We start from the raw sequence: 24,161 nt of genomic DNA, 5'->3' as shown, positions 1-24,161 counted from the left end.
GCACCACGGCGAACGGGCGCGGTCAATGGCTGTACAGGCCCCCTGACTTGATCGCCAAGGATTTTCGCCATGTCCGACACCGCGCTGCCCGATGTGCTGCCACCCGACCTGCATTATGTCGATGACACGCAGCCTGGAATCACCCGCAAACTCTTGCGTGGCAAATTCTGCTACTTCGACCCGGCGGGCCAGCGCATTACCGATCCCGACGAAATCAAACGCATCAATGCCCTCGCCGTGCCGCCGGCCTATACCAACGTGTGGATCTGCGCCGACCCGCGCGGCCATCTGCAAGCCACCGGGCGTGATGCTCGCGGTCGCAAACAATACCGTTATCACGCCCGCTGGCGCGAAGTGCGCGATGCCGACAAATACTCGCGGCTGCGGGACTTTGGCCTGGCATTGCCGAAACTGCGCAAACAGCTTGAAGCACTGCTGGACGCTCCGGGGTTCAGTCGAGACAAAGTCATGGCCACCGTCATTACCTTGCTCGATGCGACGCTGATCCGGGTCGGCAACACGCAGTACGCGCGGGAAAATCGCTCCTACGGCCTGACCACCCTGCGCAGCCGTCACGTCGAGGTCAACGGCAGTGCGATCCTGTTCCAGTTCCGCGGCAAGAGTGGTGTCGAGCACCAGATCACCGTAAAGGACCGGCGCCTGGCCCGAATCATAAAGCGCTGCCTGGAGATTCCCGGGCAAGACCTCTTTCAATACCTGGACGAAAATGGCGAGCGGCACACCGTCAGCTCCTCAGACGTCAATGCCTACCTGCAAACCCTCACCGGTGCCGATTTCACCGCCAAGGATTACCGCACGTGGGCTGGAAGCGCGCTGGCATTGTCGGTGCTGCGCGAATTGCAGTGGGAACCCGAATCCGACGCAAAGCGGCATGTGGTGGAGATGGTCAAGAACGTCGCCAGGCAGCTCGGCAACACCCCGGCGGTGTGCCGCAAGTGCTATATCCACCCGGCGGTGCTCGAAGGCTTCATGCTCGGCGCCTTGGCGCAACTGCCGCGACCGAGACTGCGCAAAGGGCTCAGGGCAGAGGAAGTCGGGCTGGCCATGTATCTGGAGAAGATGATCGCGGCGACCGAATCGACGAAATGACCCGTCCATTTTTTGCACGATCGCCAGGAACTTCTATAGTTGATGTGGACATGAATCAGCCGCGGTGACGCCATGGAAGACATTTTCGTTGTGAAGCGTTGCAACAAGATCATCATTCATGGCCGCCGGGCCGGAGAAGCCGGCCACCCGCCACCCGACGCTGCGGAGTTTTATCGAATCTTCGACACCCGCACCTTGGGCTTCTGCGGTGACGACTACGATTGTGAAGAAGATGCCCAACGTAAATGCCTACAGCTCAATGCCAAGTCACAAGTGACGGCCCGACAAGCCTGAAGTCCGGGTCTATACTGAAAACTGCTGAAGGATCAGCGACCCCATCGGCAGAAAGCTCGCACCCAGCGGGCTTTTTGCTGCTATTTGTCAGGTTTCTTGAACGGAGGTGTTTGCCATGTCCGAAAAAGAGTCCATCACCACCCTGCTCACCCTGCTCGATTCCCGCCAGGCTCGACTTGCCGCTGCGTGCAAGGAGATTGCCGACTGGGTAGATCATCAAGGAGGGCACCCGACAGCCCTCAGAATTCGTGACCGCCTGAACGACATCGAGAAAGACGCGCCACTGATTCGCAACACCCTGTCTTCGTTGAAACCTGTCGACCCACCTCTTCCGCGGTTCAGATGATTCGATCTGGACGCGCGATTCGAGAAAGGGCCTATTCAGGACGCTTGAACGGCGACCTCATCGTCACCGTGTCCGTGCCTGTCTGATTACCTGCGCTCCACACCCACCCGGCCTGGCGCTGGGCTTTTTTTTGCGGCCCTCTTTTCACGTAATGTTCACAACACACGCCTTACAGTGGGTTCACTCCTTTGATGAACCCCTTGGCCTGCCCGCATGCAGGCCATTTTTTTGTCCGTCGGGCAGCTGGCGAACGTCACGAGTGGCTGGAGGTCAAACGATCACACGTCGCGAAGGAGACGTTCCATGGTCACCCACTTCAAAGTCGGCGGGCATCTGGCCTGCGGTCACAAAGGCAGCAATCTCACTTCAAGCAGCGAGTTGACCCGCGTCAAGTGCAGAAGCTGCCGCAACACCGACGCGTTCAAGGACGCGCGCAAAGCCGAGCGAAATGCAGCACGCCGTGCTGCTCGCAAGGCCAAAGTCACTCACACCGCCAACGACTGGCGCGCAGCCTGGGTAGAACGGCTTACCGCCATGGCCGGGTTGCAAAGATTACCCCGTGGTTTTACCGGCCAGCCTTTTGTTTAGAGGGCTGATTCTATCGCTGGGTCGACTTTGCTCGGCCCAGTCTTGTTATGACTTTGAAGCATTGAGGCACGCCGGCTCCATGATTTTGGTGAGCGACATGCGCTTGAACGCTTCAAACAACCGCCGCCCCTCTTCGGGCGCACAGGAAATGGCCAGTCGCATGGTCGCTTCGCCAAGCTGCCAGATCAGAAAGGCAGAGTCAGCAACCTGCTGAGCATCGCTGCCTGGAAACACTCGCAACATCGCATCGGCCAGTAAGCCGCCCGCCACACGACTCTCCTCCAGCTCCAACGCCAGCAAATGCTTGTCCGCCTGCATACCTGACCAGATATCACGCATCGCAGGCTCGGCCTGAACGATTTCGTAATACTGATCCAGCAGGCCCGAATAGGCATCGGCCAACCCTTGCGCATCCTCCACCGCCACCAGAGCCTCTTCGATACAACGACGGCTGGCAGCGTTATAGCGCTCGGCGAGCGTGCGAATGACTGAGCTCTTGTCGGGAAAGTATTGATAAAGCGATCCGATCGAGATCTCCGAGCGCTCGGCAATTTCGCTCATCTTGACTTGGTCGCTGCCCTTGGTCGCGATCAGTTGCGTCGCCACGGCAAGAATCCGCTCCTGCCGCTCGCGACTGCGTTGTTGCGTGGGATTGCGTCGGCTCGGCTCTGAAACAGATGGCTCAAGCCCGGCGGCTGCTTTCTTTGGCACTGGCGAAATTCCCGATTAATAACATGACAAGCACTCACCTTATCACCAGCCACGAACGCCCCCAAGTGGTCGCGTCCGTACGTCGGTTTTCTCTCTAACCTTGGTTGACGGCATAACGTGAGGGCTTATCATCTTTTTAACGTGAGCATCACTCACATTAACCCGATGGAGATGAACGTGATGAAAACAACTCAAGACAGCATCCTCGTTCTCGGCGCGACCGGCAAAACAGGACGCAGGATCACACAACGTCTCAAAGCGGCGGGAATGCCCGTGCGCCAGGGATCTCGCGAGGCGAATCCACCCTTCGACTGGGAAGACCGGACGACTTGGGATGCGGCGCTTGATGGCGTTCACGCCGTTTATATTTCCTATCAGCCGGACCTCGCCGTTCCGGGTGCCGTCGAGACGGTGCAGGCGTTTACCGACCTGGCCGTCAAAAGTGGTGTAGACAAACTGGTGCTGCTGTCCGGGCGCGGCGAGGTCGAAGCGGAACAAGCAGAATGCGTCATACAGAACAGCGGCGTCGACTGGACAATCCTGCGGGCCAGCTGGTTCTTTCAGAACTTCAGCGAGGCACATTTTCTGGAACCTATTCTTCAGGGAGAACTGGCCCTTCCCGTCGGCAATATCGCGGAGCCCTTCGTCGATGTGGAGGACATTGCAGAAATTGCCGTCTTGGCACTGACCCAGCCCGGACACTCACGGCAACTCTATGAATTGACCGGGCCACGGGCGCTGACCTTTGCCGAAGCCGCCGATGAGATTGCCAAGGGGACCGGGCGCGATATCCGTTTCGCTGCGGTGCAGGCGCAAGACTATCGTCAGGCGCTGGAACAGGCGCAACTTCCAGCCCAGCTGATAAGCCTGGTGCTGTATCTCTTCACGACGGTACTCGACGGTCGTAATACGCCAGTGGCTGATGGCGTTCAGCGCGCACTTGGCCGGCCCGCGCGAGACTTCAGCGATTATGTTCGGCGCACCGCAGCGACGGGCGTCTGGCAGAACCAGGATTGAGGTCGATGAGGATCATCTGTCAAAAATTGCGGAGCGGAAACGACAAAGGCCTGCATGAGAAAACTCATGCAGGCCTTTGATAGGTATGGTGCCCGAAGCCGGAATCGAACCGGCACGCCCTTACGAGCGGGGGATTTTAAGTCCCATGCGTCTACCAGTTTCGCCATTCGGGCGGTAGCGCGGTGAAGCGGTCTGGCTTGTGCAACAGAGGACGAAATATATACATCCCGTCCCGGTGAAGCAAGTTCGCAGAGACCCTTTTCAAGACAAAATCTTGCAGGACTGCGGAAATAAAAAAGCTCCGTAAATCATAGATCTACGGAGCTTGTTTATAGTGGAGGCCGAGGTCGGAATCGAACCGGCGTAGGTGGATTTGCAATCCACTGCATAACCATTTTGCTACTCGGCCTCAAACATCTGCTGTCATGTAGCACGACATCAAATGCATACAAACTTGGAGCGGGAAACGAGACTCGAACTCGCGACCCCGACCTTGGCAAGGTCGTGCTCTACCAACTGAGCTATTCCCGCGTCTTGGTGTGGCGCATTCTATAGAATCCAGAAGCCCCGTCAACCCTTTGATTCAAAAAAGTTTTATTTCTTTTCCACGTCAGTCTTCAGATGCGGCCAGGCAGCCCGCAGGTATTGGACCATGGACCACAATGTCAGTCCTGCGGAAACCAACAGCAAGGCATAACCGATCAAGACCCAGAAGGTGAAGTCCGAAGGATTGGCCAGCAGGATCACCAGCGCCAGCATTTGCGCGGCGGTTTTCCATTTGCCCAGGTTCGACACGGCGACGTGAGCGCGAGCGCCGAGTTCGGCCATCCATTCGCGCAGTGCCGAGACGACAATTTCGCGACCGATGATGACGGCGGCCGGCAGCGTGAGCCACAGGTTGCCGTGTTCTTGCACCAGCAGCACCAGCGCAACGGCCACCATCAGCTTGTCAGCCACGGGATCGAGGAAAGCCCCGAACGGTGTGCTTTGCTCCAGACGACGGGCCAGATAACCATCCAGCCAGTCAGTGGCGGCGGCAAATGCGAAGACCGAGGCAGAAGCCAGGTAGCTCCATTGGTAAGGCAGGTAGAACAGTAAAATGAAGATCGGGATGAGCAGGACGCGTAGAACGGTAATCAGATTAGGGATATTCATCGGCACAACTGGCTACGAGGTGAGGTGGCATTCTACTCGCTGTGCAGATTTGCATAAATCAACTCTGCGAGCTTTTTACTGATCCCAGGTGCTTTGGCGATCTCTTCGATGCTGGCACGAGACAGCTCCTGCAATCCACCAAAATGTTTTAACAAATCGCGCCGTCGTGTCGGTCCGACGCCGGCAACCCCCTCAAGCGTCGAGGTGCGACGGGTTTTGCCACGGCGCGCGCGGTGCCCGGTAATTGCGAAACGGTGGGCTTCATCGCGTATCTGTTGAATCAGATGCAGCGCGGGGGAATCACCGCGCAAGGTGAATTCGTGGGCCGCGTCGTTGAGGTACAGGGTTTCAAATCCGGCCTTGCGCGTTGCGCCCTTGGCCACGCCCAGCAGAATCAGGTCAGGCACTGCCAGTTCATTGAGCACGTCGCGAGCCATCGACAGCTGTCCCTTGCCGCCATCCACCAGCAGAATGTCCGGCAGCTTGCCCTCCCCGTCCTTCAGTTTGCTGAAGCGCCGGGTCAGTGCCTGGTGCATGGCCGCATAGTCGTCGCCCGGAGTGACGCCTTCGATGTTGTAACGACGATAGTCGGACTTGATCGGACCTTCCGGACCGAACACCACACAAGAGGCCACAGTCGCTTCGCCGCTGGAATGACTGATGTCGTAGCACTCAAGACGCTGCGGCGGCTCGTCAAGGTTCAACACTTCTGCCAGGGCATCGAAACGTGCGGCGACGTGCTGACGGTTGGCCAGCCTCGCGCCCAACGCTTGCTCGGCATTGGTGACCGCCAGTTGTTGCCAGCGCGCTCGGGTACCGCGCACCCGATGGCTGATGGTCAATTCGCGACCGCGCAGCTCTTCGATGGCCGTAATCAGGGTCGGGAAGTCTTCGTGAACCACGTTGACGATCAGCTCGCTCGGCAAGTCGCGCTCGGGACTGGTAATAAAGTACTGACCGAGAAAAGCAGCCATCACCTCGGAAACGTCTTCGTCGATACCGACCTGAGGAAAAAAGTTCTTGCTGCCCAGCACCCGCCCACCGCGCACGCTGATCAGGTGGACACAGGCACCACCCGGATTGACGAACGCCGCGATCACATCGATATCGCCGGTGCCGCCCTCCATGCTTTGCTGATCCTGGACCCGGCGCAACAGTGAAATCTGATCACGCAACTCGGCAGCGCGCTCGAATTCGAGGTTGATCGCGGCCTCTTCCATGCCGGCGGACAACTCGTCCGTCAGCGCATTGCTGCGGCCTTCGAGGAACATCACCGAGTGGCGAACGTCCTCGGCATACACCTCAGGCTCCACCAGTCCGACGCACGGGGCCTTGCAGCGTTTGATCTGGTATTGCAGACACGGGCGCGTCCGGTTCTTGTAATAGCTGTCTTCGCACTGGCGAACAAAAAAGGTCTTCTGCAGCAGACTCAGGCTTTCGCGAATGGCGCCCGCGCTGGGATACGGACCGAAATATTTGCCCTTGGCCTTTTTCGCACCGCGATGAATGCTCAGGCGAGGAAACTGCCCATCCGAGAGAAAGACGTAAGGGTAGGATTTGTCGTCGCGCAGCAGGATGTTATACGGCGGGCGCCACTCCTTGATCAGCGTCTGCTCAAGCAGCAAGGCTTCCGTTTCGTTGGCCGTGATGGTGGTTTCGACCTGGGCAATACGGGCGACCAGTGCAGCCGTCTTGGGCGCGAGACCGGATTTTCGGAAGTAGCTCGACAGGCGATTCTTCAGGTTCTTGGCTTTGCCGACATACAGCAGGCGTGCATCGCTGTCGAACATGCGATAGACGCCCGGACGCCCACTGACCGTGGACAGAAAAGCGCCTGGATCGAAGACTTCAGTCATTTTCAGAGGCTGGCATCGACCATGCCGTGACGCACCGCCAACAGCGTCAGCTCGACATCACTGCTGATCGAAAGCTTCTCGAAAATGCGGTAACGGTAAGTGTTGACCGTTTTGGGCGACAGGCAGAGCTTGTCGGAAATGATCTGGACTTTCTGACAGCCGACAATCATCAAGGCGATCTGAATCTCGCGTTCCGACAGCGCGTCGAACGGAGAATCATTGGTCGGCTGAAAGGACTTGATCGCCAACTGCTGGGCAATCTGCGGGCTGATGTAGCGTTGCCCGGCAAACACTAGACGAATCGCCTGGACCATTTCCGGCAACCCGGCGCCCTTGGTCAGATAACCTGCGGCACCGGCCTGCAACAGCCGCGTGGGGAACGGATCTTCCTCGCACACGGTGACCGCGACGACTTTGATGTCGGGATGGCTGCGCAATAACTTGCGCGTGGCCTCAAGACCGCCGATCCCGGGCATCTTGACGTCCATCAGCACCACATCGGGTTTCAACTCACGCGCCTTAAGCAGGGATTCCTCCCCCGACTCAGCCTGGCCGACTACTTGCAGGCCATCGATGTCAGCCAGCATTCGTGTAATGCCTGTACGAACGAGATCATGGTCATCGACTACTAGCACCCTAATCAAGCAGACACCTCGCGATATGGTCTTATTGGGTTGCCGGACACCTTAGCAAAAAGCGACTGGCAGACCTAGCGGCAAGCGCTATATAAAAAGTTTCAATACATCTTGAAAGGCTTGCGCCAAGCGTGTTTCAGCCATGGAGCTGACCGACATCGCGCTGCATTCTCAGGAAACACTCGTCTTGGCCGACTACCCTCAGCCCTTTTCGCTCGTACAGTGCCCTGGCTGGATTCGTTTCAAAAACTGTCAGTCGTAACGCCGGACGCCGTTCATTGCATGCCATGGCAAATACCTGATCGATCGCCCAGGAACCGGCACCCTGCCCCTGAAACGCTTCGAGCACGTGCAATTCGCGGATGTACAACGCTCTGGCGTCACGACTGAGGCTCAGATAACCCTGCAAGACATCGTCACGGACGATCAACCAGTTCTCGCGCCCGACCCAGGCCACATCGAAGGCTTCGTCCTGCCATAACAAATCATGTCGAATGTAGTAGCCGAGCATGGTTCGACAGGTCAGGTCGCGAGCGAACTCCAGATCCCGGGACGTTGCCGGGCGCAATTCGAAGCCCATCAAGCCTCCACGACCGTCACAACTTCCCCCTTCCAGCCGCCAGTGTCTCGGCGAGCCACGACCAGCAGGTTGCCCGTACCGGGTGCCGCTGCAACGAGCGATCCGTCCGCCGCCCAGATTGCACTGCGCCCCGCCGACTCCCAACCTCCGGTCACCCCGCCATGATTAGCCATCAGAACAGCCATCGAATGAGTGCCAGCATAGCCTTGCAGGAGGGCAGTATCCGGCGAATAGCCCTTTTCGGTGATCAGTACGCCGGCGGCATAAAGGTCAGCGCCTTGGTCCGCTGCCGCGGCAGCGTGACTGGCGTGGGAAAAATCGGCGCACACCGCCAACGCGACCGTGTCACTGCCGATGGTCAATGTCGAACCACCCGTACCTGGCGCAAACGCCACCTCTTCGCCCGGGTGCAAGTGCTGCTTGCTGTACACTCCGAGCGAACCATCAGCGCCCAGCACCAACGCGCCGATCAGTACCGGCGAATGATCCGACAGACGAATCGGCATCCCGACCACACTCGTCACGCCCACTTCCTGCGCGTAGTCTCGCAATGGTTGCAGCACCTCGGCATTCGGGGCGATCGCCAACTCTGCCGCCAGTCCACGCTCGTACCCGGTCAGCGACAATTCGGGAAAGACCAGCAACTGCACGCCCTGCTCGGCCGCAACCTGCATAAAGCGCTGATGCCAGGCCATATTGGCGGCGAGGTCTCCGGCGATGGAGATCGATTGAGCGGCGGCGATGGTCAGGGTCGTCATGTTTCGTCCTTGTGATGTGACAGGTTGGGCGGAACGCGAAGTGTGTCATAAACCCCGGCACGCTCAAGTGATAGAAAACGCCGTCGGAGATCCATAGCAATTTCTGATTGAAACAGCGCACCGGGCTCTAGTAAGCTCGGCGCATCCATCGGAGACAGACCATGTTCAACGCCCTCTCACCGCTTCGTACCGCCAGCGCCTCGCGCTCGGTTGCGGCTGGCCGGGCGACTGACGTTTGTGCTCCGGTCAGCTTTTATTTTGGGTATTGGTTTAGCCACTGGCGCGCCTGATACCCACACGGCGCCCACTTTGAACGGGTCGCCACCAGAGAATTCTCAACCCCCGGTCGGCCTCCCGACCGGGGGTTTTGTTTTTTCAGCCCCACACATTTTTAGCGACACACCAGACAACCAGAGGATTCACGAAATGAACTACGCCACTTATTACCGTTACGACCGCTTTTCCGCCTGGCGATTTAGCAGCCTCCGCTCGGGACAGCCTGCCGCCTCCGATCGGTCACCCACTGGTGGCAAGCACGCCCACGCGGCCAACCCGGCCAATTGTCGAACACCCCAGTAGGGCCGAGCGCGCGGGAACGAACCCGCCGCCAGCCCAGGAAGCTTGAATATGAATTCGTCCGTCTCTGCTCTGCCGCTGTCCACCTTGAGCCCTGCCAATGAAGCGCTGACCCTTCGTCTGCCCAGTTCGTTGCAACTCAAGCAGCAACTGCCCCTCAACAATGCCCTGACCCAACAAGTCGCTGCCCACCGCGATGCGGTCCGCGCGATCCTCGACGGTGAAGATTCCCGTCTGCTGGTCATCGTCGGCCCTTGCTCGATTCACGATCCCCAATCCGCCCTCGAATACGCGGCGAATCTCTCTCGCCTCGCGGCAGAAGTCCGCGATGAAATGCTGCTGGTGATGCGCGCCTACGTCGAAAAACCCCGCACCACGGTTGGCTGGAAAGGCTTGGCCTACGACCCGCAGCTTGATGGCAGCGATGAAATGGCCGCCGGTTTGACGCTGTCGCGCGAACTGATGCGCGAAATGCTGCGCCTCGGCTTGCCGATTGCCACCGAACTGCTGCAACCGATGGCGGCCGGCTACTTCGACGACCTGTTGAGCTGGGTCGCTATTGGCGCCCGCACCACCGAGTCGCAAATCCACCGTGAAATGGCCAGCGGCCTGAGCATGCCGGTCGGTTTCAAGAACGGCACCGATGGCGGCGTGGCCGTTGCCAGCGACGCCATGCGTTCGGCTGAACATCCGCATCGCCATTTCGGCGTCGACAGCCAGGGGCATCCAGCGATCATTCAAACCCCGGGCAACCCTGACACCCATCTGGTGTTGCGCGGTGGTCATCGCGGGCCGAACTACGATCGTGACAGCGTCGCCCAAGTGAACAGCGACCTGAAACGACTCAAGATCCCGGCACGGATCATGGTCGACTGCAGCCACGCCAACAGCGGCAAAGACCCTGCACGTCAGCCAGCCGTGTTCAACGATGTGTTGGAACAACGCCTGCAAGGTGATCGATCGCTGATTGGCATGATGATCGAGAGCCATCTGTTCGAAGGCTGCCAGCCCTTGAGTCCATCGCTGCGCTATGGCGTATCGGTAACGGATGGCTGCCTTGGATGGACCGCAACTGAACAACTTCTGCGCCAGTCCGCAGAACGGCTGCGTGCACAGAACGGCGTTCAACAACCGGCGTAACATTGTTGACCTTCCAGCCCTCGGTCGAGGGCTGGGCGTCTGAAAAGCGAATCGGCTTACAGGTAAACGGCGTCCGCATGGTAGGCCGTTGCGATGATGTGCGCTGCGAACGACAAAAAGATGTCCAAATATTCCGAACCGGACCTCATGCTCTTTCGAACTTTCCTACGTTTTCTATGCCTTTTTCATCAGGTTACAGCGGATTTGTCATACATCGCCGAGCCGCCGGTGTGCTTTAGAGTGAGCTCATATTCACACCTCTGACCCACCGCGAAAAAGGAAAGAACATGCTACGGAATGCAACTACCCAGTATCCAATCCTGCTGATCCACGGGCTCTTCGGCTTTGATCGCATTGGTAAAGTCGAACTCTTCCATGACGTCAAGCAGGCTCTCAGGAGTGCCGGCGCAAGAGTGTTTATCCCCTACCTCTCGGCTACCCAAAGCAACGAAGTGCGCGGTGAACAACTGTTGGCACAGATCGAACGGGTGCTGGAAGGAACCGGCGCCCAGCAGGTCAACTTGATCGGTCACAGCCAGGGGGCACTCGCGGCACGTTACGCCGCGGCCATCGCGCCGGACATTGTCGCGTCGGTGACCTCGGTCAGCGGCCCGAACCACGGCTCGGAACTGGCTGATTTCCTGCGCAAGGCACTGACACCCGGACGCCTGCCGGAACACGTCGCGGACACGGTTGCCACGCTGTTTGCGGACTTTCTGTCGTTGCTCAGCGGCCACCAGGCCCTGCCGCAAAATGCCATCGCCGCGCTGAATGCGTTGACCACCGAAGGTGTGGGCGCTTTCAACGACAAGTACCCGCAAGGGCTGCCGAAAACCTGGGGCGGCAAGGGCCGCGAGCTGGTTAATGGCGTGCGTTATTACTCCTGGAGCGGGACATTGCAGGGCGATCTGCTCGACAAAGGGCTGGATGCGGTCGATCCGCTGCACGGTTTCCTCCAGGCCTTTTCGCGCTATTTCACCACCGAAGCGGAGCAGAATGACGGCATGGTTGGCCGCTACAGCTCCCATCTGGGCAAGGTTATCCGTTCCGACTATCCGCTGGATCATCTGGACAGCCTCAGCCAAACCGCAGGAGCACTGCGCAAGGGCATCGATCCGATTGCCTTGTATGTGCAGCATGCCGAGCGTCTGAGAAATGCCGGCCTATAATCCGTGCGGAACTTTGACGAGAAATAGCCCACTGAATCCGGTAGGCTCCGCACTTTACTGAATATTGAAAGGAGTATTTTTCCATGGCTAAAGCCACTGCCCGTCACATCCTGGTTGCCTCGGAAGCCAAGTGCAACGAACTCAAAGCCCAGATCGAAGGCGGCGCCGATTTCGCCGAAGTTGCCAAAGCCAACTCCACTTGCCCATCCAGCCGTCAGGGTGGTGACCTGGGTTCGTTCGGTCCAGGCCAGATGGTCAAAGAGTTCGACACCGTCGTCTTCAGCGCACCGATCAACGTCGTGCAAGGCCCGGTGAAGACCCAGTTCGGTTATCACCTGCTGGAAGTGACCAGCCGCCAGGACTGATCAGCGACCTGGTTTTATGCATGACGGCCCGCCTTTTGGTGGGCCGTCGTGTTTCGGATACGTAATACGGCTGGCGAGGGACGCGCTGCTAGCGTACAAATTGCGGTTATCGACCACCCGGCTCTAAGGCTGACAATGCGACTGGCTTTCCCCACTTTGTTGTTCACTGCCGTGGCCCTGCTGTTGGGCGCCGCTGGTGTGAATGCAGCACCGCAACAGGCGTTGACCGTGTACGGCGAACCGGCGAAGTACCCCGCCGGCTTCAGTCATTTCGCCTACGCCAACCCGCAGGCCCCCAAGGGTGGCACGATGCGTCGCTCGGCCATCGAGATCGGGCATTTCGACCATATATTGCCTTACATCGACAAAGGCATTGGCGTCACGCAAATCGACGGCTTGCTTTACTCGCCCCTGGCCCAGCGTTCGCTGGACGAACCCTATACCGTGTACGGCCTGGTCGCGCAGACGATGGAGCGCTCGGACGACGGTATGTCGCTGCGCTTCTACTTGAACCCGAAAGCACGCTTCGCCGACGGCACACCGATCACCGCCCAGGACGTGCGCTACACCTTCGACCTGCTGATGACCCAGGGCAGCCTGCGTTATCGCACCCAGTTCGCCGACGTCAAAAGCGTCGAAGTCGAAGCGCCACTGACGGTTCGGTTCGACTTCAAGAGCAACGAAAACCGAACCCTGCCTCTCGACATAGCCACCTTGCCGGTATTTCCCGAGCACTGGTGGAAGACCCGTGACTTCGCCAACGGCGGTGGTTATGAGGCGCCATTGGGCAGCGGTCCTTATAAGGTGGGCAAAGTCGATTCCGGTCGCAGCATCACCTTCGAACGCAACGCCACCTGGTGGGGCAAGGATCTGCCGGTCAGCCGCGGCCTCTATAACTTCGATCACTTCAGCATCGAGTACTTCGGCGACACCGACGTCGCGCGCCAGGTCCTGCGGGGCGGCGCCTACGACTACAACCGCGAGTTCTCCGCGACCGGCTACTCGATCGGCTACGAAAGCCCGGCCCTGAGCGACGGCCGCCTGCAAAAAGCGCATCTGGCCAAAGAAGCCCCGCAATCGGCCCAAGGCTTTGTCTTCAACCTGCAAAACCCGATGTTCCAGGACCGCCGCGTGCGCCAGGCCCTGGCCATGCTCTGGGATTTCGAGTGGAGCAATCGGCAGATGATGCGCGACCTGTACATCCGCCAGCAGAGCTTCTTTTCCAACACCGACCTCGCCGCCCGCAAACTGCCGGATGCTGGCGAATTGGCGATTCTCGAGCCACTGCGCGGGCAGATCCCCGACGAAGTCTTCACCCAAGTCTTCGAAGCACCGAAAACCGATGGCAGCGGCCTGATTCGCGACAAGCAACTGCAGGCGCTGGACTTGCTTGAACAGGCCGGCTGGAAACCCGATGGCGACCAACTGGTCAACGCCGAAGGCACGCCGCTGAGTTTCACCTTCCTGGTCAGCCAGAACGGCATGGACCGATTGCTGCTGCCGTATAAGCGCACCTTGAAACAGATCGGCATCGACCTGAACATTCGGCGCATCGACTCATCGCAGTACGTGAATCGCCTCATGAGCCGCGATTACGACATGATCGTCACCGGATACCCGGTCACCACTTCACCGGGTGGCGAGCTGTTCAACTACTTCGGCTCGAGCTCGGCCAACGACCCTGGCGCCAATAACTACATGGTGCTGAAGAACCCGGCGGTCGACACCCTGATCAACGGGCTGGTCCGCGCCAACACCCAGCCGGAAATGCTGCGTTACGCCCACGCGCTGGACCGGGTACTGCAATGGAACTACTACTGGATTCCCAACTATTACCCGCCGGGCACTTCGACAGTGTGGTGGAACCGGTTCGGCATGCCCAACGAGCAGGCCAGTAATGACGAAGCCATTGAGAGCTGGTGGGAAGTGAGCACCACGCCGCTGACCAACCAGCAGATGACGGCCGAGAAAATCCGTCGTGGCAAACCCGGAGGGCCGCATTGATGTGGGCTTATATACTGCGGCGCCTGCTGCTGATCATCCCGACGCTGGTGATCATTCTTCTGGTCAACTTCATCATCGTCCAGGCCGCGCCGGGCGGTCCGGTGGAACAGGCCATCGCGCACTTGCAAGGCATCGGCGGCGCGAGTGTCGGCGGCGGCTCCGGGGAGACCATGTCCAGCACCTCCCGGGCCAGTCGCGGCCTCGACCCGCAATTGATCAAGGACATCGAAAAGCAGTATGGCTTCGACAAGCCCGCGCACGAACGCCTGTGGCTGATGCTCACCAGCTACGCGCGCCTGGACTTCGGCAAAAGCTTCTTCCGCGGCGCGACCGTCACCGACCTGATCCTGGAAAAAATGCCGGTGACCATTTCCCTCGGGCTCTGGGCCACGCTGATCACCTATCTGGTATCGATCCCGCTGGGCATCCGCAAGGCCGTTCACCACGGCAGCCATTTCGATATCTGGAGCAGCACGGCCATCATCATCGGTTACGCGATGCCGGCGTTCCTGTTCGCAATGTTCCTGATCGTGGTCTTCGCCGGCGGCACCTCGCTGAACTGGTTTCCGGTGCGCGGACTGGTCTCGGACAATTTCGAATCGCTGTCGACCGTGGGCAAGATCGCCGACTATTTCTGGCACCTGGTGCTGCCGGTGACGGCGCTGGTGATCGGTGGTTTCGCCACCCTGACGATCCTCACCAAGAACTCGTTCCTCAATGAGATCACACGCCAGTACGTGGTCACCGCACGGGCCAAAGGCTTGAGCGAACGACGTGTGCTGTACGGCCACGTGTTCCGTAATGCGATGTTGCTGGTGGTGTCGGGCATTCCCCAAGCGTTCATCAGTGTGTTTTTCGCCGGCTCGCTGCTTATCGAGGTGATCTTCTCGCTCGATGGCCTGGGGCGCATGAGTTATGAGGCCGCCGTATCCCGGGACTATCCAGTGGTGTTCGGCTCGCTGTTTATCTTCACGCTGTTCGGGCTCCTGATAAAACTGATCGGCGACCTCTGCTACACCCTGGTCGACCCGCGTATCGACTTCGCCGCGAGGAACGCCTGATGTTCAAGCTCTCGCCGTTAGGCCGTCGCCGCTTTGAACGCTTCAAGAAAAACCGCCGGGGCTGGTGGTCGCTGTGGCTGTTCATCGGCCTGTTTCTGCTGACGCTGGGCGGCGAGTTGATCGCCAACGACAAACCGCTGGTGGTCAGTTATCAGGGGCAGTGGTATTTCCCTGTGCTCAAGCGCCACACCGAGCAGGAGTTCGGCGGGCAACTGCCATTTCAGGCCGACTATCGCAGCGACTACGTACAGAAGCTGATTCAAAAGGACGGCGGCTGGATGCTGTTCCCGCCGATCCCGTTCAGCGATGACACGCCCAACTATGAACTTAATAAGCCTGCGCCGAGCCCGCCCTCGAGTGTCAACTGGCTGGGCACCGACGATCAGTCCCGGGACGTCATGGCCCGGGTGATTTTCGGGGCGCGGGTGTCGATCCTGTTTGCGTTGATGCTGACCTTCGTCAGCGCGTTGATCGGCATCGCCGCCGGCGCGTTGCAAGGCTATTACGGCGGCTGGGTCGACCTGTTGGGTCAACGCTTGCTGGAGGTCTGGTCCGGGCTGCCGGTGCTGTACCTGCTGATCATTCTGTCGGGGTTCGTCGAGCCGAATTTCTGGTGGTTGCTGGGGATCATGGCGCTGTTCTCCTGGCTGGCGCTGGTCGACGTGGTGCGCGCCGAGTTCCTGCGCGGGCGCAACCTGGAATACGTCAAGGCCGCCCGTGCGCTGGGCCTTACGGACCGAAAAGTGATTGTCCGGCATATCCTGCCCAATGCCATGAACGCGACCTTGAGCTACCTGCCGTTCATTCTCACCGGGGCGATTTCCACCCTCACGGCCTTGGATTTCCTCGGCTTCGGCATGCCGGCCGGTAGCGCATCGCTAGGTGAGCTGATCGGGCAAGGCAAGCAGAATCTTCAAGCGCCGTGGCTCGGGCTGACGGCGTTTTTTACCTTGGCGCTGATTCTTTCCTTATTGGTGTTTATCGGCGAGGCGCTGCGTGATGCCTTTGACCCCCGATCCTGACGCGGACTGTAGACATGAGTACCAACCTGATCGAAATCCGTGACCTCAGCGTGGCCTTCAATGGCCAGACGGTGGTGCGTAACCTGTGCCTGGACATCCGTCCTGGAGAATGCCTGGCATTGGTCGGCGAGTCGGGTTCCGGTAAATCGGTGACCGCCCACTCGATCCTGCAACTGCTGCCCGAGACCGGCACACAAACCACTGGCAGCATTCGCTATCGCGGCAAGGAACTGCTCGGCGCCCCGCCCCAGGTGTTGCGTGAACTGCGCGGCAACCGGATCGCGATGATCTTCCAGGAACCGATGACCTCGCTCAATCCGTTGCACAGCATCGAAAAACAGATCGGCGAAACCTTGCTGGTGCACAAGGGCCTGACGGGCAAAGCGGCGCAAGCGCGGATTCTGGAATTGCTGCAACTGGTCGGTATCCAGAAGCCCAAGGAACGGCTCAAATCCTATCCCCATCAACTGTCCGGTGGTCAGCGGCAACGGGTGATGATCGCCATGGCCCTGGCCTGTGAGCCGCAGTTGCTGATCGCCGACGAACCCACCACGGCGCTGGACGTGACGGTGCAGCGCAAGATTCTGATTCTGCTCAAGTCCCTGCAACAGCGGCTCGGCATGTCGCTGCTGTTGATCAGCCACGACCTCAATCTGGTGCGCAGCATCGCCCAGCGTGTGTGCGTGATGAAGGCCGGGGAAATCGTCGAAGAGGCTACCTGCGAAACCATCTTCACCGAGCCGAAACACCCCTATAGCTGCGTACTGCTGAACGCCGAACCGGAAGGCGAAGCCCTGCCCCGGGATGAGCGCGAGAACGTGCTGGAAGTGGATAATTTGCGCGTGCAATTCGCCCTCGGGGGCGGGCTGTTCCAGCGCAAGACGTACCTGAACGCAGTGGACGGCATCAGCCTCAACATCCAGCGCGGCAAAACGCTGGGCATCGTTGGCGAGTCCGGCTCGGGCAAGTCGACACTCGGCCAGGCGATCCTGCGTTTGCTCGATTCCGAAGGCAGCATTCGCTTTCAGGGCGAGGCGCTGGACGGCCTCACGCAAAAGCAGCTGCGGCCATGGCGCAAAAAGATGCAGGTGGTGTTCCAGGACCCCTTCGGTAGCCTCAGCCCGCGTATGTCCGTAGCGCAGATCATCAGCGAAGGGCTTGAAGTGCATAGCCAGTTGACCGCTGATGAATGCAAAGCCGAAGTGATTCGTGCCCTGGAAGAAGTTGGCCTCGATCCGCAAAGCCGCAATCGCTACCCCCACGAATTCTCCGGCGGCCAGCGCCAGCGCATCGCCATCGCCCGGGCCCTGGTGCTGAAACCGGCACTGATTTTGCTCGACGAACCGACTTCGGCACTGGATCGCACGGTACAGAAACAAGTGGTCGCCCTGCTCCGCCAGCTTCAGGAAAAACACGGCCTGACCTACCTGTTCATCAGCCACGACCTGGCGGTGGTGCGTGCCCTGGCCCACGACATGATCGTGATCAAGGATGGCAAAGTGGTGGAAAGCGGTGCCAGCCATGACGTATTTGAATCGCCGCAGCATCCGTATACCAAAGAGCTGTTGGCGGCGGCGCATACGCGGTAGGCATAGGACCGCGTCGCCTCAATCGCTAGCAGGCTAGCTCCCACATTGAATCGCGGTCCACTGTGGGAGCTAGCCTGCTAGCGATAGGGCCCGCCAAGACAATACATAATCTGGATCTGACCTCTATGAACACCACCGAAAGCCTCAAGGATTACCAGCGCGTTCGCCTGCTGGCGATCCGTTCGCTGTTCGAAATCATCGAGCAATCGAGCGAGGGCACGGTGATTGTCGACCGCGACGCGAACATCGTCTGGATGAACGAGCGCTACGCCCGGCGTTTCGGCCTGGAATCGGCCGAAGTGGCCATCGGCAAGGCCTGCGAAAGCGTGATCCCGGGCAGCCTGTTACGTGAGGTGGTACGCACGGGGCGCCCAATCTTGCTGGACATGCAAGACACGCCGAAAGAACCGCTGGTGGTGATGCGCCTGCCCATCCACGACGATGCCGGTGCGGTGATCGGTGCGATTGGTTTTGCGCTTTTCGACGAACTGCACAGCCTGTCGCCGATGCTCAAACGCTACCTGAGCATGCAGGAAGAACTGGCCTCCACCCGCTCATTACTGCGGTCGCGGCAGACCAAGTACAACTTCGCCCACTTCATCGGCACCAGTGCCGCCAGCCTTGAAGTCAAACGCCGCGCCCGGCGCAGCGCCAGTGCCGAGTCACCAGTGCTGTTGCTCGGAGAAACCGGCACCGGCAAGGAGTTGCTGGCCCAGGCGATCCACGGCGCATCGCCCCGGGCACATAAAGCCTTTGTCAGCATCAACAGCGCGGCGATTCCCGAGTCGCTGCTGGAAGCCGAGTTCTTCGGCACCGCGCCCGGCGCCTTCACCGGCGCCGATCGCAAGGGCCGCGCCGGCAAGTTGCAGATCGCCCAGGGCGGTACGCTGTTTCTTGATGAAATCGGCGACATGCCACTGCCACTGCAAAGCAAATTGCTGCGCGTGTTGCAGGAAAAGGAGTTCGAGCCGGTCGGTTCCAATGAAGTGATCCAGAGTGATGTGCGAGTGATCGCGGCTACCTCTACGGATCTGGAAGCGGCGATCAAGCGCGGTGAGTTTCGGGCCGATTTGTACTACCGCCTCAACGTGCTGCCGATCAACGTGCCGCCGTTGCGCGATCGACTCGATGACTTGCCGGCGCTGAGTGAAGCGATTCTTGAGGAACTGCGCAGCCAGCATGAGTTGAACACCGAAGCCTTGGATCTGTTGGGGCAGCATGCCTGGCCGGGGAATATCCGCGAACTGCGCAACGTGTTGGAGCGCGCGGCGCTGCTCAGTGATGACCTGGTATTAAATGCGGGAGATATCCGCGCGGCGATTGGTACGTTTACGCCGGTTGAGCGTGTGGTACCGAGGGTGATCGAGTCGGCTGTGCATCAGACATTCAATGAAGCGCGGGAGGCGTTTGACCGGCAGTTGATTGAATCGGCCCTGGCGCAATGCGGGGGCAAGGTCATTGAAGCGGCGGCGCGGTTGGGGCTGGGGCGGTCTACTTTGTATAAGAAGATGGTGGCGTTGGGGATTGCCGAGTCTCTATAACGAGACACTGATCTCTATTGGTAGACAAGGCCTCTTCGCGAGCAAGCCCGCTCCCACAGGGCTAGCGTCGAGCCATAATTCAGCGCGGTAACCACAAAACCTGTGGGAGCGGGCTTGCCCGCGAAGACGTCGGAACAGTCACTAGAAATCTCAAAATAGAGACAAATAATTCAAAATCGCCTCGCAAATCAATAAATATCCTTCCATTTCAACATGTTGCATGTCTGGCACGAATCTCGCTATAGCCCTCTCCCACAAAAGATCCACCCTACAAAAATAACAATCCAGGAGACACACATGAGTGTGATCATTGCCTTGGCAGCCCTCACGCTGCTGATGCTGGCTGCTTACCGTGGCTACAGCGTTATTCTCTTCGCCCCGATTGCCGCCCTCGGCGCTGTCTTGCTCACCGACCCGTCCGCCGTCGCCCCTGCCTTCACCGGGGTGTTCATGGAGAAAATGGTCGGCTTCATCAAACTGTATTTCCCGGTGTTCCTGCTCGGGGCGGTGTTCGGCAAGCTGATCGAGTTGTCGGGTTTCTCGCGCTCCATCGTCGCGGCAGCGATTCGGCTGCTCGGCACCCGCCAGGCGATGCTGGTCATCGTTTTGGTCTGCGCACTTCTGACTTACGGCGGCGTGTCGCTGTTTGTGGTGGTGTTTGCGGTCTATCCGTTTGCCGCTGAAATGTTCCGCCAGAGCAACATCCCCAAGCGTCTGATCCCGGCGACCATCGCCCTCGGTGCCTTCTCGTTCACCATGGACGCCCTGCCCGGCACCCCGCAGATCCAGAACATCATCCCCAGCACCTTCTTCAACACCACCGCGTGGGCGGCGCCGTGGCTGGGTGTGATCGGCGCGATCTTCGTGTTTAGCGCCGGCATGCTGTTTCTCCAGCGCCAGCGCAACAAGGCCCAGGCCGCCGGCGAAGGTTATGGCACCGAACTGCGCAACGAGCCGGAAACCGCGCCCGACATCAAACTGCCAAACCCGTGGATCGCCCTGTCACCGCTGCTGGCCGTGGGCATCATGAACCTGCTGTTTACCCAGTGGATTCCGCAGTGGTACGGCAAGACCCACAGCCTTGCACTGCCGGGCATGGCCGCGCCGGTGACCACCGAAATCGCCAAGCTCACGGCGATCTGGGCGGTTCAGGCAGCCTTGCTGGTGGGCATCATCATGGTGCTGGTGTTCGGCTTCAAGGCGATTCGCGGCAAGCTCGCCGAAGGCAGTCGCAGTGCGGTCGGCGGTTCGTTGCTGGCGGCGATGAACACTGCGTCGGAATACGGCTTTGGTGCGGTGATCGCTTCCTTGCCGGGCTTCCTGGTATTGGCCGACTGGCTCAAGAGCATTCCCAACCCGCTGGTCAACGAAGCAATTACCGTGACCCTGCTGGCCGGCATCACCGGTTCTGCGTCGGGCGGCATGAGCATTGCGCTGGCAGCCATGGCCAATGACTTCATCGCCGCGGCCCATGCCGCCAACATTCCGCTGGAAGTCCTGCACCGGGTGGCCTCGATGGCCAGTGGCGGCATGGACACCCTGCCGCACAACGGCGCGGTGATTACCCTGCTGGCGGTGACCGGTCTGACCCACCGCGAAGCCTACAAAGACATTTTCTGTATTACGCTGATCAAGACCCTGGCGGTCTTTGTGGTGATCGGTACTTTCTACGCCACTGGCATTGTGTGAGGTATTCATGACAACTCTTTCGGGCAAGACTGCACTGGTCACCGGCTCCACCAGCGGCATTGGCCTGGGCATCGCCTTGAGCCTGGCCAAGGCTGGCGCCAATCTGATCCTCAACGGTTTCGGCGATGCTTCCAAGGTGATCGCCGAGGTCGAGCTGCTCACTGAAAAAAGCGGTGGCAAGGTCGGCCATCACCCGGCCGATGTCAGCGACCCGGCGCAAATTGCCGATATGATCGCCTACGCCGAGCGTGAGTTCGGTGGCGTGGACATTCTGGTGAACAATGCCGGGATCCAGCATGTGGCGGCGGTGGAAGACTTCCCCATGGAGCGCTGGGACTCGATCATTGCGATCAACCTGTCGTCGGTGTTCCACAGTACCCGTTTGAGCCTGCCGGGCATGCGCGCCAAGGGTTGGGGGCGGATCATCAACATCGCCTCGGTGCACGGCCAGGTCGGTTCGGTGGGTAAAGCCGCGTACGTGGCGGCCAAGCATGGTGTGATTGGCCTGACCAAAGTGGTCGGGCTGGAAACGGCAACGACCAATGTCACCTGCAACGCCATTTGTCCGGGCTGGGTGTTGACGCCGCTGGTGCAGAAGCAGATTGATGATCGCATTGCCAAGGGGATCGACCCGCAGCAGGCGCAGCATGATTTGCTGGCCGAAAAGCAGCCGTCGCTGGAATTCGTCACGCCGCCGCAATTGGGTGAGCTGGTGTTGTTCCTGTGCAGCGAAGCCGGCAGCCAGGTGCGTGGCGCGGCGTGGAATATTGATGGTGGGTGGTTGGCGCAGTAATCAGTCAACACCCCTGTGGCGAGGGGCTTGCCCCCGTTGGGTGGCGAAACCGCCCTGAAATGGTCGCGACAACCGATTTGCGACTGCTTCGCAGCCGAACGGGGCGATGCGGCGATCCGACAAGCCCCCTCGCCACAGAAGCCCACTCCACAGTAGTTTTGTGTAGGCATAAGAAGAAGAGGCAAACCATGTCCGACATCCTCTGGCAACCCAGCGCCAATCGCATCAGCAAAACCCGCATGGAGGCCTTTCGGCGCTTCATCATCAAGCGGCACAACATCCACCTCGACGACTACCCCGCCCTGCACCAATGGTCCATCGATCAGCGGGTCGCATTCTGGCAGGCGATCGTCGACTTCTTCGACATCCGTTTCCACGACCAACCCGACGCGGTGCTGCTGAAAGGCTTGCAGATGCCCGGCGCCCAGTGGTTCCCGGGCGCGACCCTGAACTTCGCCGAACACCTGCTGCGTCGTCGCGACGATGCCATCGCGGTGATTGCCATTGGCGAGAACGGCCAGCGCGAACACCTGACCTGGGCTGAACTGGCCGAGCATGTCGCCGGTTTTCAAAACAGTCTGAAAGCTGCCGGTGTCGGCCTCGGCGACCGCGTTGCCGCGTGCATGCCCAACACCTGGCAAACCCTGGTGGCCATGCTCGGCACCACCAGCCTGGGCGCGATCTGGTCCTGTTCATCACCGGATTTCGGCACTCAGGGTGTCATCGACCGCTTCGGCCAGATCGAACCGAAAGTGCTCATCACCTGCGCCGGTTACCGCTACGCCGGCAAGGACATCGACCAGACCGCCAAGGTCAATGAGATCCTCGAACGCCTGCCATCCTTGCAACAGTTGATCGTGGTGCCATATGCCCGGCCGCAGGCACACATCGAGCAGTTCCACACCCGGGCCAACGTGACGCTGTGGGATGATTTCTACGACGTCGGCGGCGAACCGGATTTCGTCCCTGTGCCTTTCGCCCATCCGCTGTACATCCTCTATTCCAGCGGCACCACCGGCGTGCCGAAATGCATCGTCCACAGCACCGGCGGCGTGCTGCTGCAACACGTCAAGGAACACGGACTGCATTGCGATCTCGGCCCCGGCGACCGGCTGTTCTACTACACCACCTGCGGCTGGATGATGTGGAACTGGCTGGTCTCGGCCCTGGCCGTGGGCAGCGCGGTGGTGCTGTACGACGGCTCGCCGTTCCATCCAGAGCCCCAGCGCTTGATCGACCTGATCGACGATGAACGCATCAGCGTCTTCGGCACCAGTCCCAAGTTCCTCGCGACCCTGGAAACCAACGGCGTCAAACCGCGCGAGAGCCATGACCTGAGCAGCCTGAAAATCCTCCTCTGCACCGGATCCGCGCTGTCGCCGCAGAGCTACGATTACGTCTACCGCGACTTCAAGAGCGACCTGTGCCTGGCCTCGATGTCCGGCGGCACCGACATCGTTTCCTGCTTTGTGAACAGCAACCCTTTTGAGCCCGTGCGTCGTGGCGAAATCCAGGGCAAGAGCCTGGGCATGGCGGTGGAAGTCTGGAACGACGACGGCAAACCTGTGATCGGCGAGAAAGGCGAGCTGGTCTGTACCCGGCACTTTCCGGCGATGCCCATTGGTTTCTGGAACGACCCGCAGCAAGAGAAGCTGCACGCTTCCTATTTCAGTCAGTTCCCCGGCGTGTGGGCCCAGGGCGATTACGCCGAACAACTGCCCCACGGCGCGATGATGATCCACGGGCGTTCAGATGCCGTACTCAACCCGGGCGGCGTGCGCATCGGCACGGCGGAAATCTATCGTCAGGTCGAAAAGGTGCAGCAGGTGCTGGACAGCGTGGCGATTGGTCAGCAGTGGCAGGATGACGTGCGGGTGGTGCTGTTCGTGAAGTTGCGTGACGGCGTCGAACTGGATGAAGGATTGCAACAGCAGATCCGCCAGGTCATCCGCGCCAACACCACGCCGCGGCATGTGCCGGCGAAGATTGTCGCAGTGACCGATATTCCGCGGACCATCAGCGGCAAGGTGGTTGAGCTGGCCGTGCGCAATGTGGTGCATGGGCAGAAGGTGAAAAACACCGATGCACTGGCCAACCCCGAAGCGCTGGAACACTTCCGAAACCGCCCCGAGCTCAACGACTGAAGAGGTACAACTGTGGGA

General features: G+C 59.7%; 22 protein-coding genes and 3 tRNA genes. 16 read left to right on the top strand and 9 right to left on the bottom strand.

What is annotated here, in order from left to right; translation table 11 throughout:
• Window positions 1-69 precede the first annotated feature (69 nt).
• From ACA072_RS13390 to ACA072_RS13375, 4 genes are all read left to right on the top strand, one after another.
• Complete coding sequence (locus ACA072_RS13390; RefSeq protein WP_497624711.1) at window positions 70-1,110, top strand: DNA topoisomerase IB; 1,041 nt, start codon at window positions 70-72, stop codon at window positions 1,108-1,110.
• 72 nt (window positions 1,111-1,182) lie between these two features.
• Entirely contained in the window at window positions 1,183-1,404 is a 222-nt protein-coding gene (locus ACA072_RS13385) for a hypothetical protein (RefSeq protein ID WP_109631885.1), read from the top strand.
• 115 nt (window positions 1,405-1,519) lie between these two features.
• Entirely contained in the window at window positions 1,520-1,750 is a 231-nt protein-coding gene (locus tag ACA072_RS13380; protein ID WP_010460746.1) for a hypothetical protein, read from the top strand.
• Window positions 1,751-2,053: 303 nt separating this feature from the next.
• Window positions 2,054-2,338 (top strand): hypothetical protein, encoded by a 285-nt coding sequence (locus ACA072_RS13375; protein ID WP_109631887.1) that lies wholly within the window; start codon window positions 2,054-2,056, stop codon window positions 2,336-2,338.
• 45 nt (window positions 2,339-2,383) lie between these two features.
• Here ACA072_RS13375 and ACA072_RS13370 read toward each other — a convergent pair whose 3' ends face one another.
• A complete protein-coding gene (locus tag ACA072_RS13370) occupies window positions 2,384-3,049 on the bottom strand; it encodes a TetR/AcrR family transcriptional regulator (protein WP_497624710.1) in 666 nt (221 codons plus the stop codon).
• Window positions 3,050-3,229: 180 nt separating this feature from the next.
• On the opposite strand from ACA072_RS13370, the gene ACA072_RS13365 reads away from it, so the two are divergent.
• Window positions 3,230-4,066 (top strand): NAD(P)H-binding protein, encoded by an 837-nt coding sequence (locus tag ACA072_RS13365; RefSeq protein WP_497624709.1) that lies wholly within the window; start codon window positions 3,230-3,232, stop codon window positions 4,064-4,066.
• Between the two features lie 86 nt (window positions 4,067-4,152).
• Here the strand turns inward: ACA072_RS13365 and ACA072_RS13360 are convergent.
• The 8 genes from ACA072_RS13360 to ACA072_RS13325 form a co-directional block, all read right to left on the bottom strand.
• A tRNA-Leu gene (locus ACA072_RS13360) sits at window positions 4,153-4,239 on the bottom strand.
• A 162-nt stretch (window positions 4,240-4,401) separates the two neighbouring features.
• Window positions 4,402-4,475, bottom strand: a tRNA-Cys gene (locus ACA072_RS13355).
• A gap of 46 nt (window positions 4,476-4,521) precedes the next feature.
• Window positions 4,522-4,597 (bottom strand) — tRNA-Gly (locus ACA072_RS13350).
• Window positions 4,598-4,660: 63 nt separating this feature from the next.
• On the bottom strand, window positions 4,661-5,221 hold the full coding sequence (gene pgsA / locus ACA072_RS13345; protein ID WP_109632018.1) for a CDP-diacylglycerol--glycerol-3-phosphate 3-phosphatidyltransferase: 561 nt from the start codon (window positions 5,219-5,221) through the stop codon (window positions 4,661-4,663).
• A gap of 32 nt (window positions 5,222-5,253) precedes the next feature.
• The gene (uvrC, locus tag ACA072_RS13340; protein WP_109632020.1) at window positions 5,254-7,077 is read right to left on the bottom strand and encodes an excinuclease ABC subunit UvrC; all 1,824 of its coding nucleotides are present in this window, start codon (window positions 7,075-7,077) and stop codon (window positions 5,254-5,256) included.
• Between the two features lie 2 nt (window positions 7,078-7,079).
• Window positions 7,080-7,721 carry a response regulator transcription factor GacA gene (gene gacA / locus ACA072_RS13335; protein WP_008015884.1) on the bottom strand — a complete coding sequence of 214 codons (642 nt, stop codon included), beginning with the start codon at window positions 7,719-7,721 and terminating at the stop codon, window positions 7,080-7,082.
• A gap of 127 nt (window positions 7,722-7,848) precedes the next feature.
• Window positions 7,849-8,292: a GNAT family N-acetyltransferase gene (locus ACA072_RS13330; RefSeq protein ID WP_497624708.1), complete on the bottom strand. Its 444-nt coding sequence runs from the start codon at window positions 8,290-8,292 to the stop codon at window positions 7,849-7,851.
• Window positions 8,292-9,050, bottom strand: a complete 759-nt coding sequence (locus tag ACA072_RS13325) for a carbon-nitrogen hydrolase family protein (protein WP_497624707.1) — start codon at window positions 9,048-9,050, stop codon at window positions 8,292-8,294. Before ACA072_RS13325 ends, ACA072_RS13330 begins: the two co-directional genes overlap by 1 nt.
• A 627-nt stretch (window positions 9,051-9,677) precedes the next feature.
• Between ACA072_RS13325 and ACA072_RS13320 the strand changes: the two genes are divergently transcribed.
• The 11 genes from ACA072_RS13320 to ACA072_RS13270 all read left to right on the top strand — a co-directional run bounded on the left by ACA072_RS13320 (window position 9,678) and on the right by ACA072_RS13270 (window position 24,143).
• Window positions 9,678-10,766, top strand: a complete 1,089-nt coding sequence (locus ACA072_RS13320; protein WP_497624706.1) for a 3-deoxy-7-phosphoheptulonate synthase — start codon at window positions 9,678-9,680, stop codon at window positions 10,764-10,766.
• 287 nt (window positions 10,767-11,053) lie between these two features.
• A complete protein-coding gene (locus tag ACA072_RS13315) occupies window positions 11,054-11,935 on the top strand; it encodes an esterase/lipase family protein (protein WP_497624705.1) in 882 nt (293 codons plus the stop codon).
• Window positions 11,936-12,018: 83 nt separating this feature from the next.
• Window positions 12,019-12,300 (top strand): peptidylprolyl isomerase, encoded by a 282-nt coding sequence (locus tag ACA072_RS13310; protein WP_008150918.1) that lies wholly within the window; start codon window positions 12,019-12,021, stop codon window positions 12,298-12,300.
• Between the two features lie 135 nt (window positions 12,301-12,435).
• Window positions 12,436-14,304: an extracellular solute-binding protein gene (locus ACA072_RS13305; RefSeq protein WP_497624704.1), complete on the top strand. Its 1,869-nt coding sequence runs from the start codon at window positions 12,436-12,438 to the stop codon at window positions 14,302-14,304.
• The gene (locus tag ACA072_RS13300; protein ID WP_497624703.1) at window positions 14,304-15,365 is read left to right on the top strand and encodes a microcin C ABC transporter permease YejB; all 1,062 of its coding nucleotides are present in this window, start codon (window positions 14,304-14,306) and stop codon (window positions 15,363-15,365) included. Before ACA072_RS13305 ends, ACA072_RS13300 begins: the two co-directional genes overlap by 1 nt.
• Entirely contained in the window at window positions 15,365-16,387 is a 1,023-nt protein-coding gene (locus tag ACA072_RS13295; RefSeq protein WP_497624702.1) for an ABC transporter permease, read from the top strand. Before ACA072_RS13300 ends, ACA072_RS13295 begins: the two co-directional genes overlap by 1 nt.
• A gap of 14 nt (window positions 16,388-16,401) precedes the next feature.
• Entirely contained in the window at window positions 16,402-17,976 is a 1,575-nt protein-coding gene (locus ACA072_RS13290) for an ABC transporter ATP-binding protein (RefSeq protein WP_497624701.1), read from the top strand.
• A gap of 125 nt (window positions 17,977-18,101) precedes the next feature.
• On the top strand, window positions 18,102-19,517 hold the full coding sequence (locus ACA072_RS13285; RefSeq protein WP_497624700.1) for a sigma-54 interaction domain-containing protein: 1,416 nt from the start codon (window positions 18,102-18,104) through the stop codon (window positions 19,515-19,517).
• A 297-nt stretch (window positions 19,518-19,814) separates the two neighbouring features.
• Complete coding sequence (locus ACA072_RS13280) at window positions 19,815-21,206, top strand: GntP family permease (RefSeq protein ID WP_497310374.1); 1,392 nt, start codon at window positions 19,815-19,817, stop codon at window positions 21,204-21,206.
• A gap of 7 nt (window positions 21,207-21,213) precedes the next feature.
• Window positions 21,214-21,999, top strand: a complete 786-nt coding sequence (locus tag ACA072_RS13275; RefSeq protein WP_497624699.1) for a 3-hydroxybutyrate dehydrogenase — start codon at window positions 21,214-21,216, stop codon at window positions 21,997-21,999.
• A 188-nt stretch (window positions 22,000-22,187) separates the two neighbouring features.
• A complete protein-coding gene (locus tag ACA072_RS13270) occupies window positions 22,188-24,143 on the top strand; it encodes an acetoacetate--CoA ligase (RefSeq protein ID WP_497624698.1) in 1,956 nt (651 codons plus the stop codon).
• Window positions 24,144-24,161 lie beyond the last annotated feature (18 nt).

The organism is Pseudomonas sp. LBUM1656 (assembly GCF_059716065.1).
The sequence above is the reverse complement of the archived record's forward strand: the minus strand, read 5'-3'. Positions and strand labels throughout refer to the sequence as shown.

Coding starts and splice junctions, on each gene's coding strand:
- ACA072_RS13390 (WP_497624711.1), top strand. CDS start 70: ATGTCCGACACCGCGCTGCCCGATGTGCTGCCACCCGACCTGCATTAT.
- ACA072_RS13385 (WP_109631885.1), top strand. CDS start 1,183: ATGGAAGACATTTTCGTTGTGAAGCGTTGCAACAAGATCATCATTCAT.
- ACA072_RS13380 (WP_010460746.1), top strand. CDS start 1,520: ATGTCCGAAAAAGAGTCCATCACCACCCTGCTCACCCTGCTCGATTCC.
- ACA072_RS13375 (WP_109631887.1), top strand. CDS start 2,054: ATGGTCACCCACTTCAAAGTCGGCGGGCATCTGGCCTGCGGTCACAAA.
- ACA072_RS13365 (WP_497624709.1), top strand. CDS start 3,230: ATGAAAACAACTCAAGACAGCATCCTCGTTCTCGGCGCGACCGGCAAA.
- pgsA (WP_109632018.1), bottom strand. CDS start 5,221: ATGAATATCCCTAATCTGATTACCGTTCTACGCGTCCTGCTCATCCCG.
- uvrC (WP_109632020.1), bottom strand. CDS start 7,077: ATGACTGAAGTCTTCGATCCAGGCGCTTTTCTGTCCACGGTCAGTGGG.
- ACA072_RS13330 (WP_497624708.1), bottom strand. CDS start 8,292: ATGGGCTTCGAATTGCGCCCGGCAACGTCCCGGGATCTGGAGTTCGCT.
- ACA072_RS13325 (WP_497624707.1), bottom strand. CDS start 9,050: ATGACGACCCTGACCATCGCCGCCGCTCAATCGATCTCCATCGCCGGA.
- ACA072_RS13320 (WP_497624706.1), top strand. CDS start 9,678: ATGAATTCGTCCGTCTCTGCTCTGCCGCTGTCCACCTTGAGCCCTGCC.
- ACA072_RS13315 (WP_497624705.1), top strand. CDS start 11,054: ATGCTACGGAATGCAACTACCCAGTATCCAATCCTGCTGATCCACGGG.
- ACA072_RS13310 (WP_008150918.1), top strand. CDS start 12,019: ATGGCTAAAGCCACTGCCCGTCACATCCTGGTTGCCTCGGAAGCCAAG.
- ACA072_RS13305 (WP_497624704.1), top strand. CDS start 12,436: ATGCGACTGGCTTTCCCCACTTTGTTGTTCACTGCCGTGGCCCTGCTG.
- ACA072_RS13300 (WP_497624703.1), top strand. CDS start 14,304: ATGTGGGCTTATATACTGCGGCGCCTGCTGCTGATCATCCCGACGCTG.
- ACA072_RS13295 (WP_497624702.1), top strand. CDS start 15,365: ATGTTCAAGCTCTCGCCGTTAGGCCGTCGCCGCTTTGAACGCTTCAAG.
- ACA072_RS13290 (WP_497624701.1), top strand. CDS start 16,402: ATGAGTACCAACCTGATCGAAATCCGTGACCTCAGCGTGGCCTTCAAT.
- ACA072_RS13285 (WP_497624700.1), top strand. CDS start 18,102: ATGAACACCACCGAAAGCCTCAAGGATTACCAGCGCGTTCGCCTGCTG.
- ACA072_RS13280 (WP_497310374.1), top strand. CDS start 19,815: ATGAGTGTGATCATTGCCTTGGCAGCCCTCACGCTGCTGATGCTGGCT.
- ACA072_RS13275 (WP_497624699.1), top strand. CDS start 21,214: ATGACAACTCTTTCGGGCAAGACTGCACTGGTCACCGGCTCCACCAGC.
- ACA072_RS13270 (WP_497624698.1), top strand. CDS start 22,188: ATGTCCGACATCCTCTGGCAACCCAGCGCCAATCGCATCAGCAAAACC.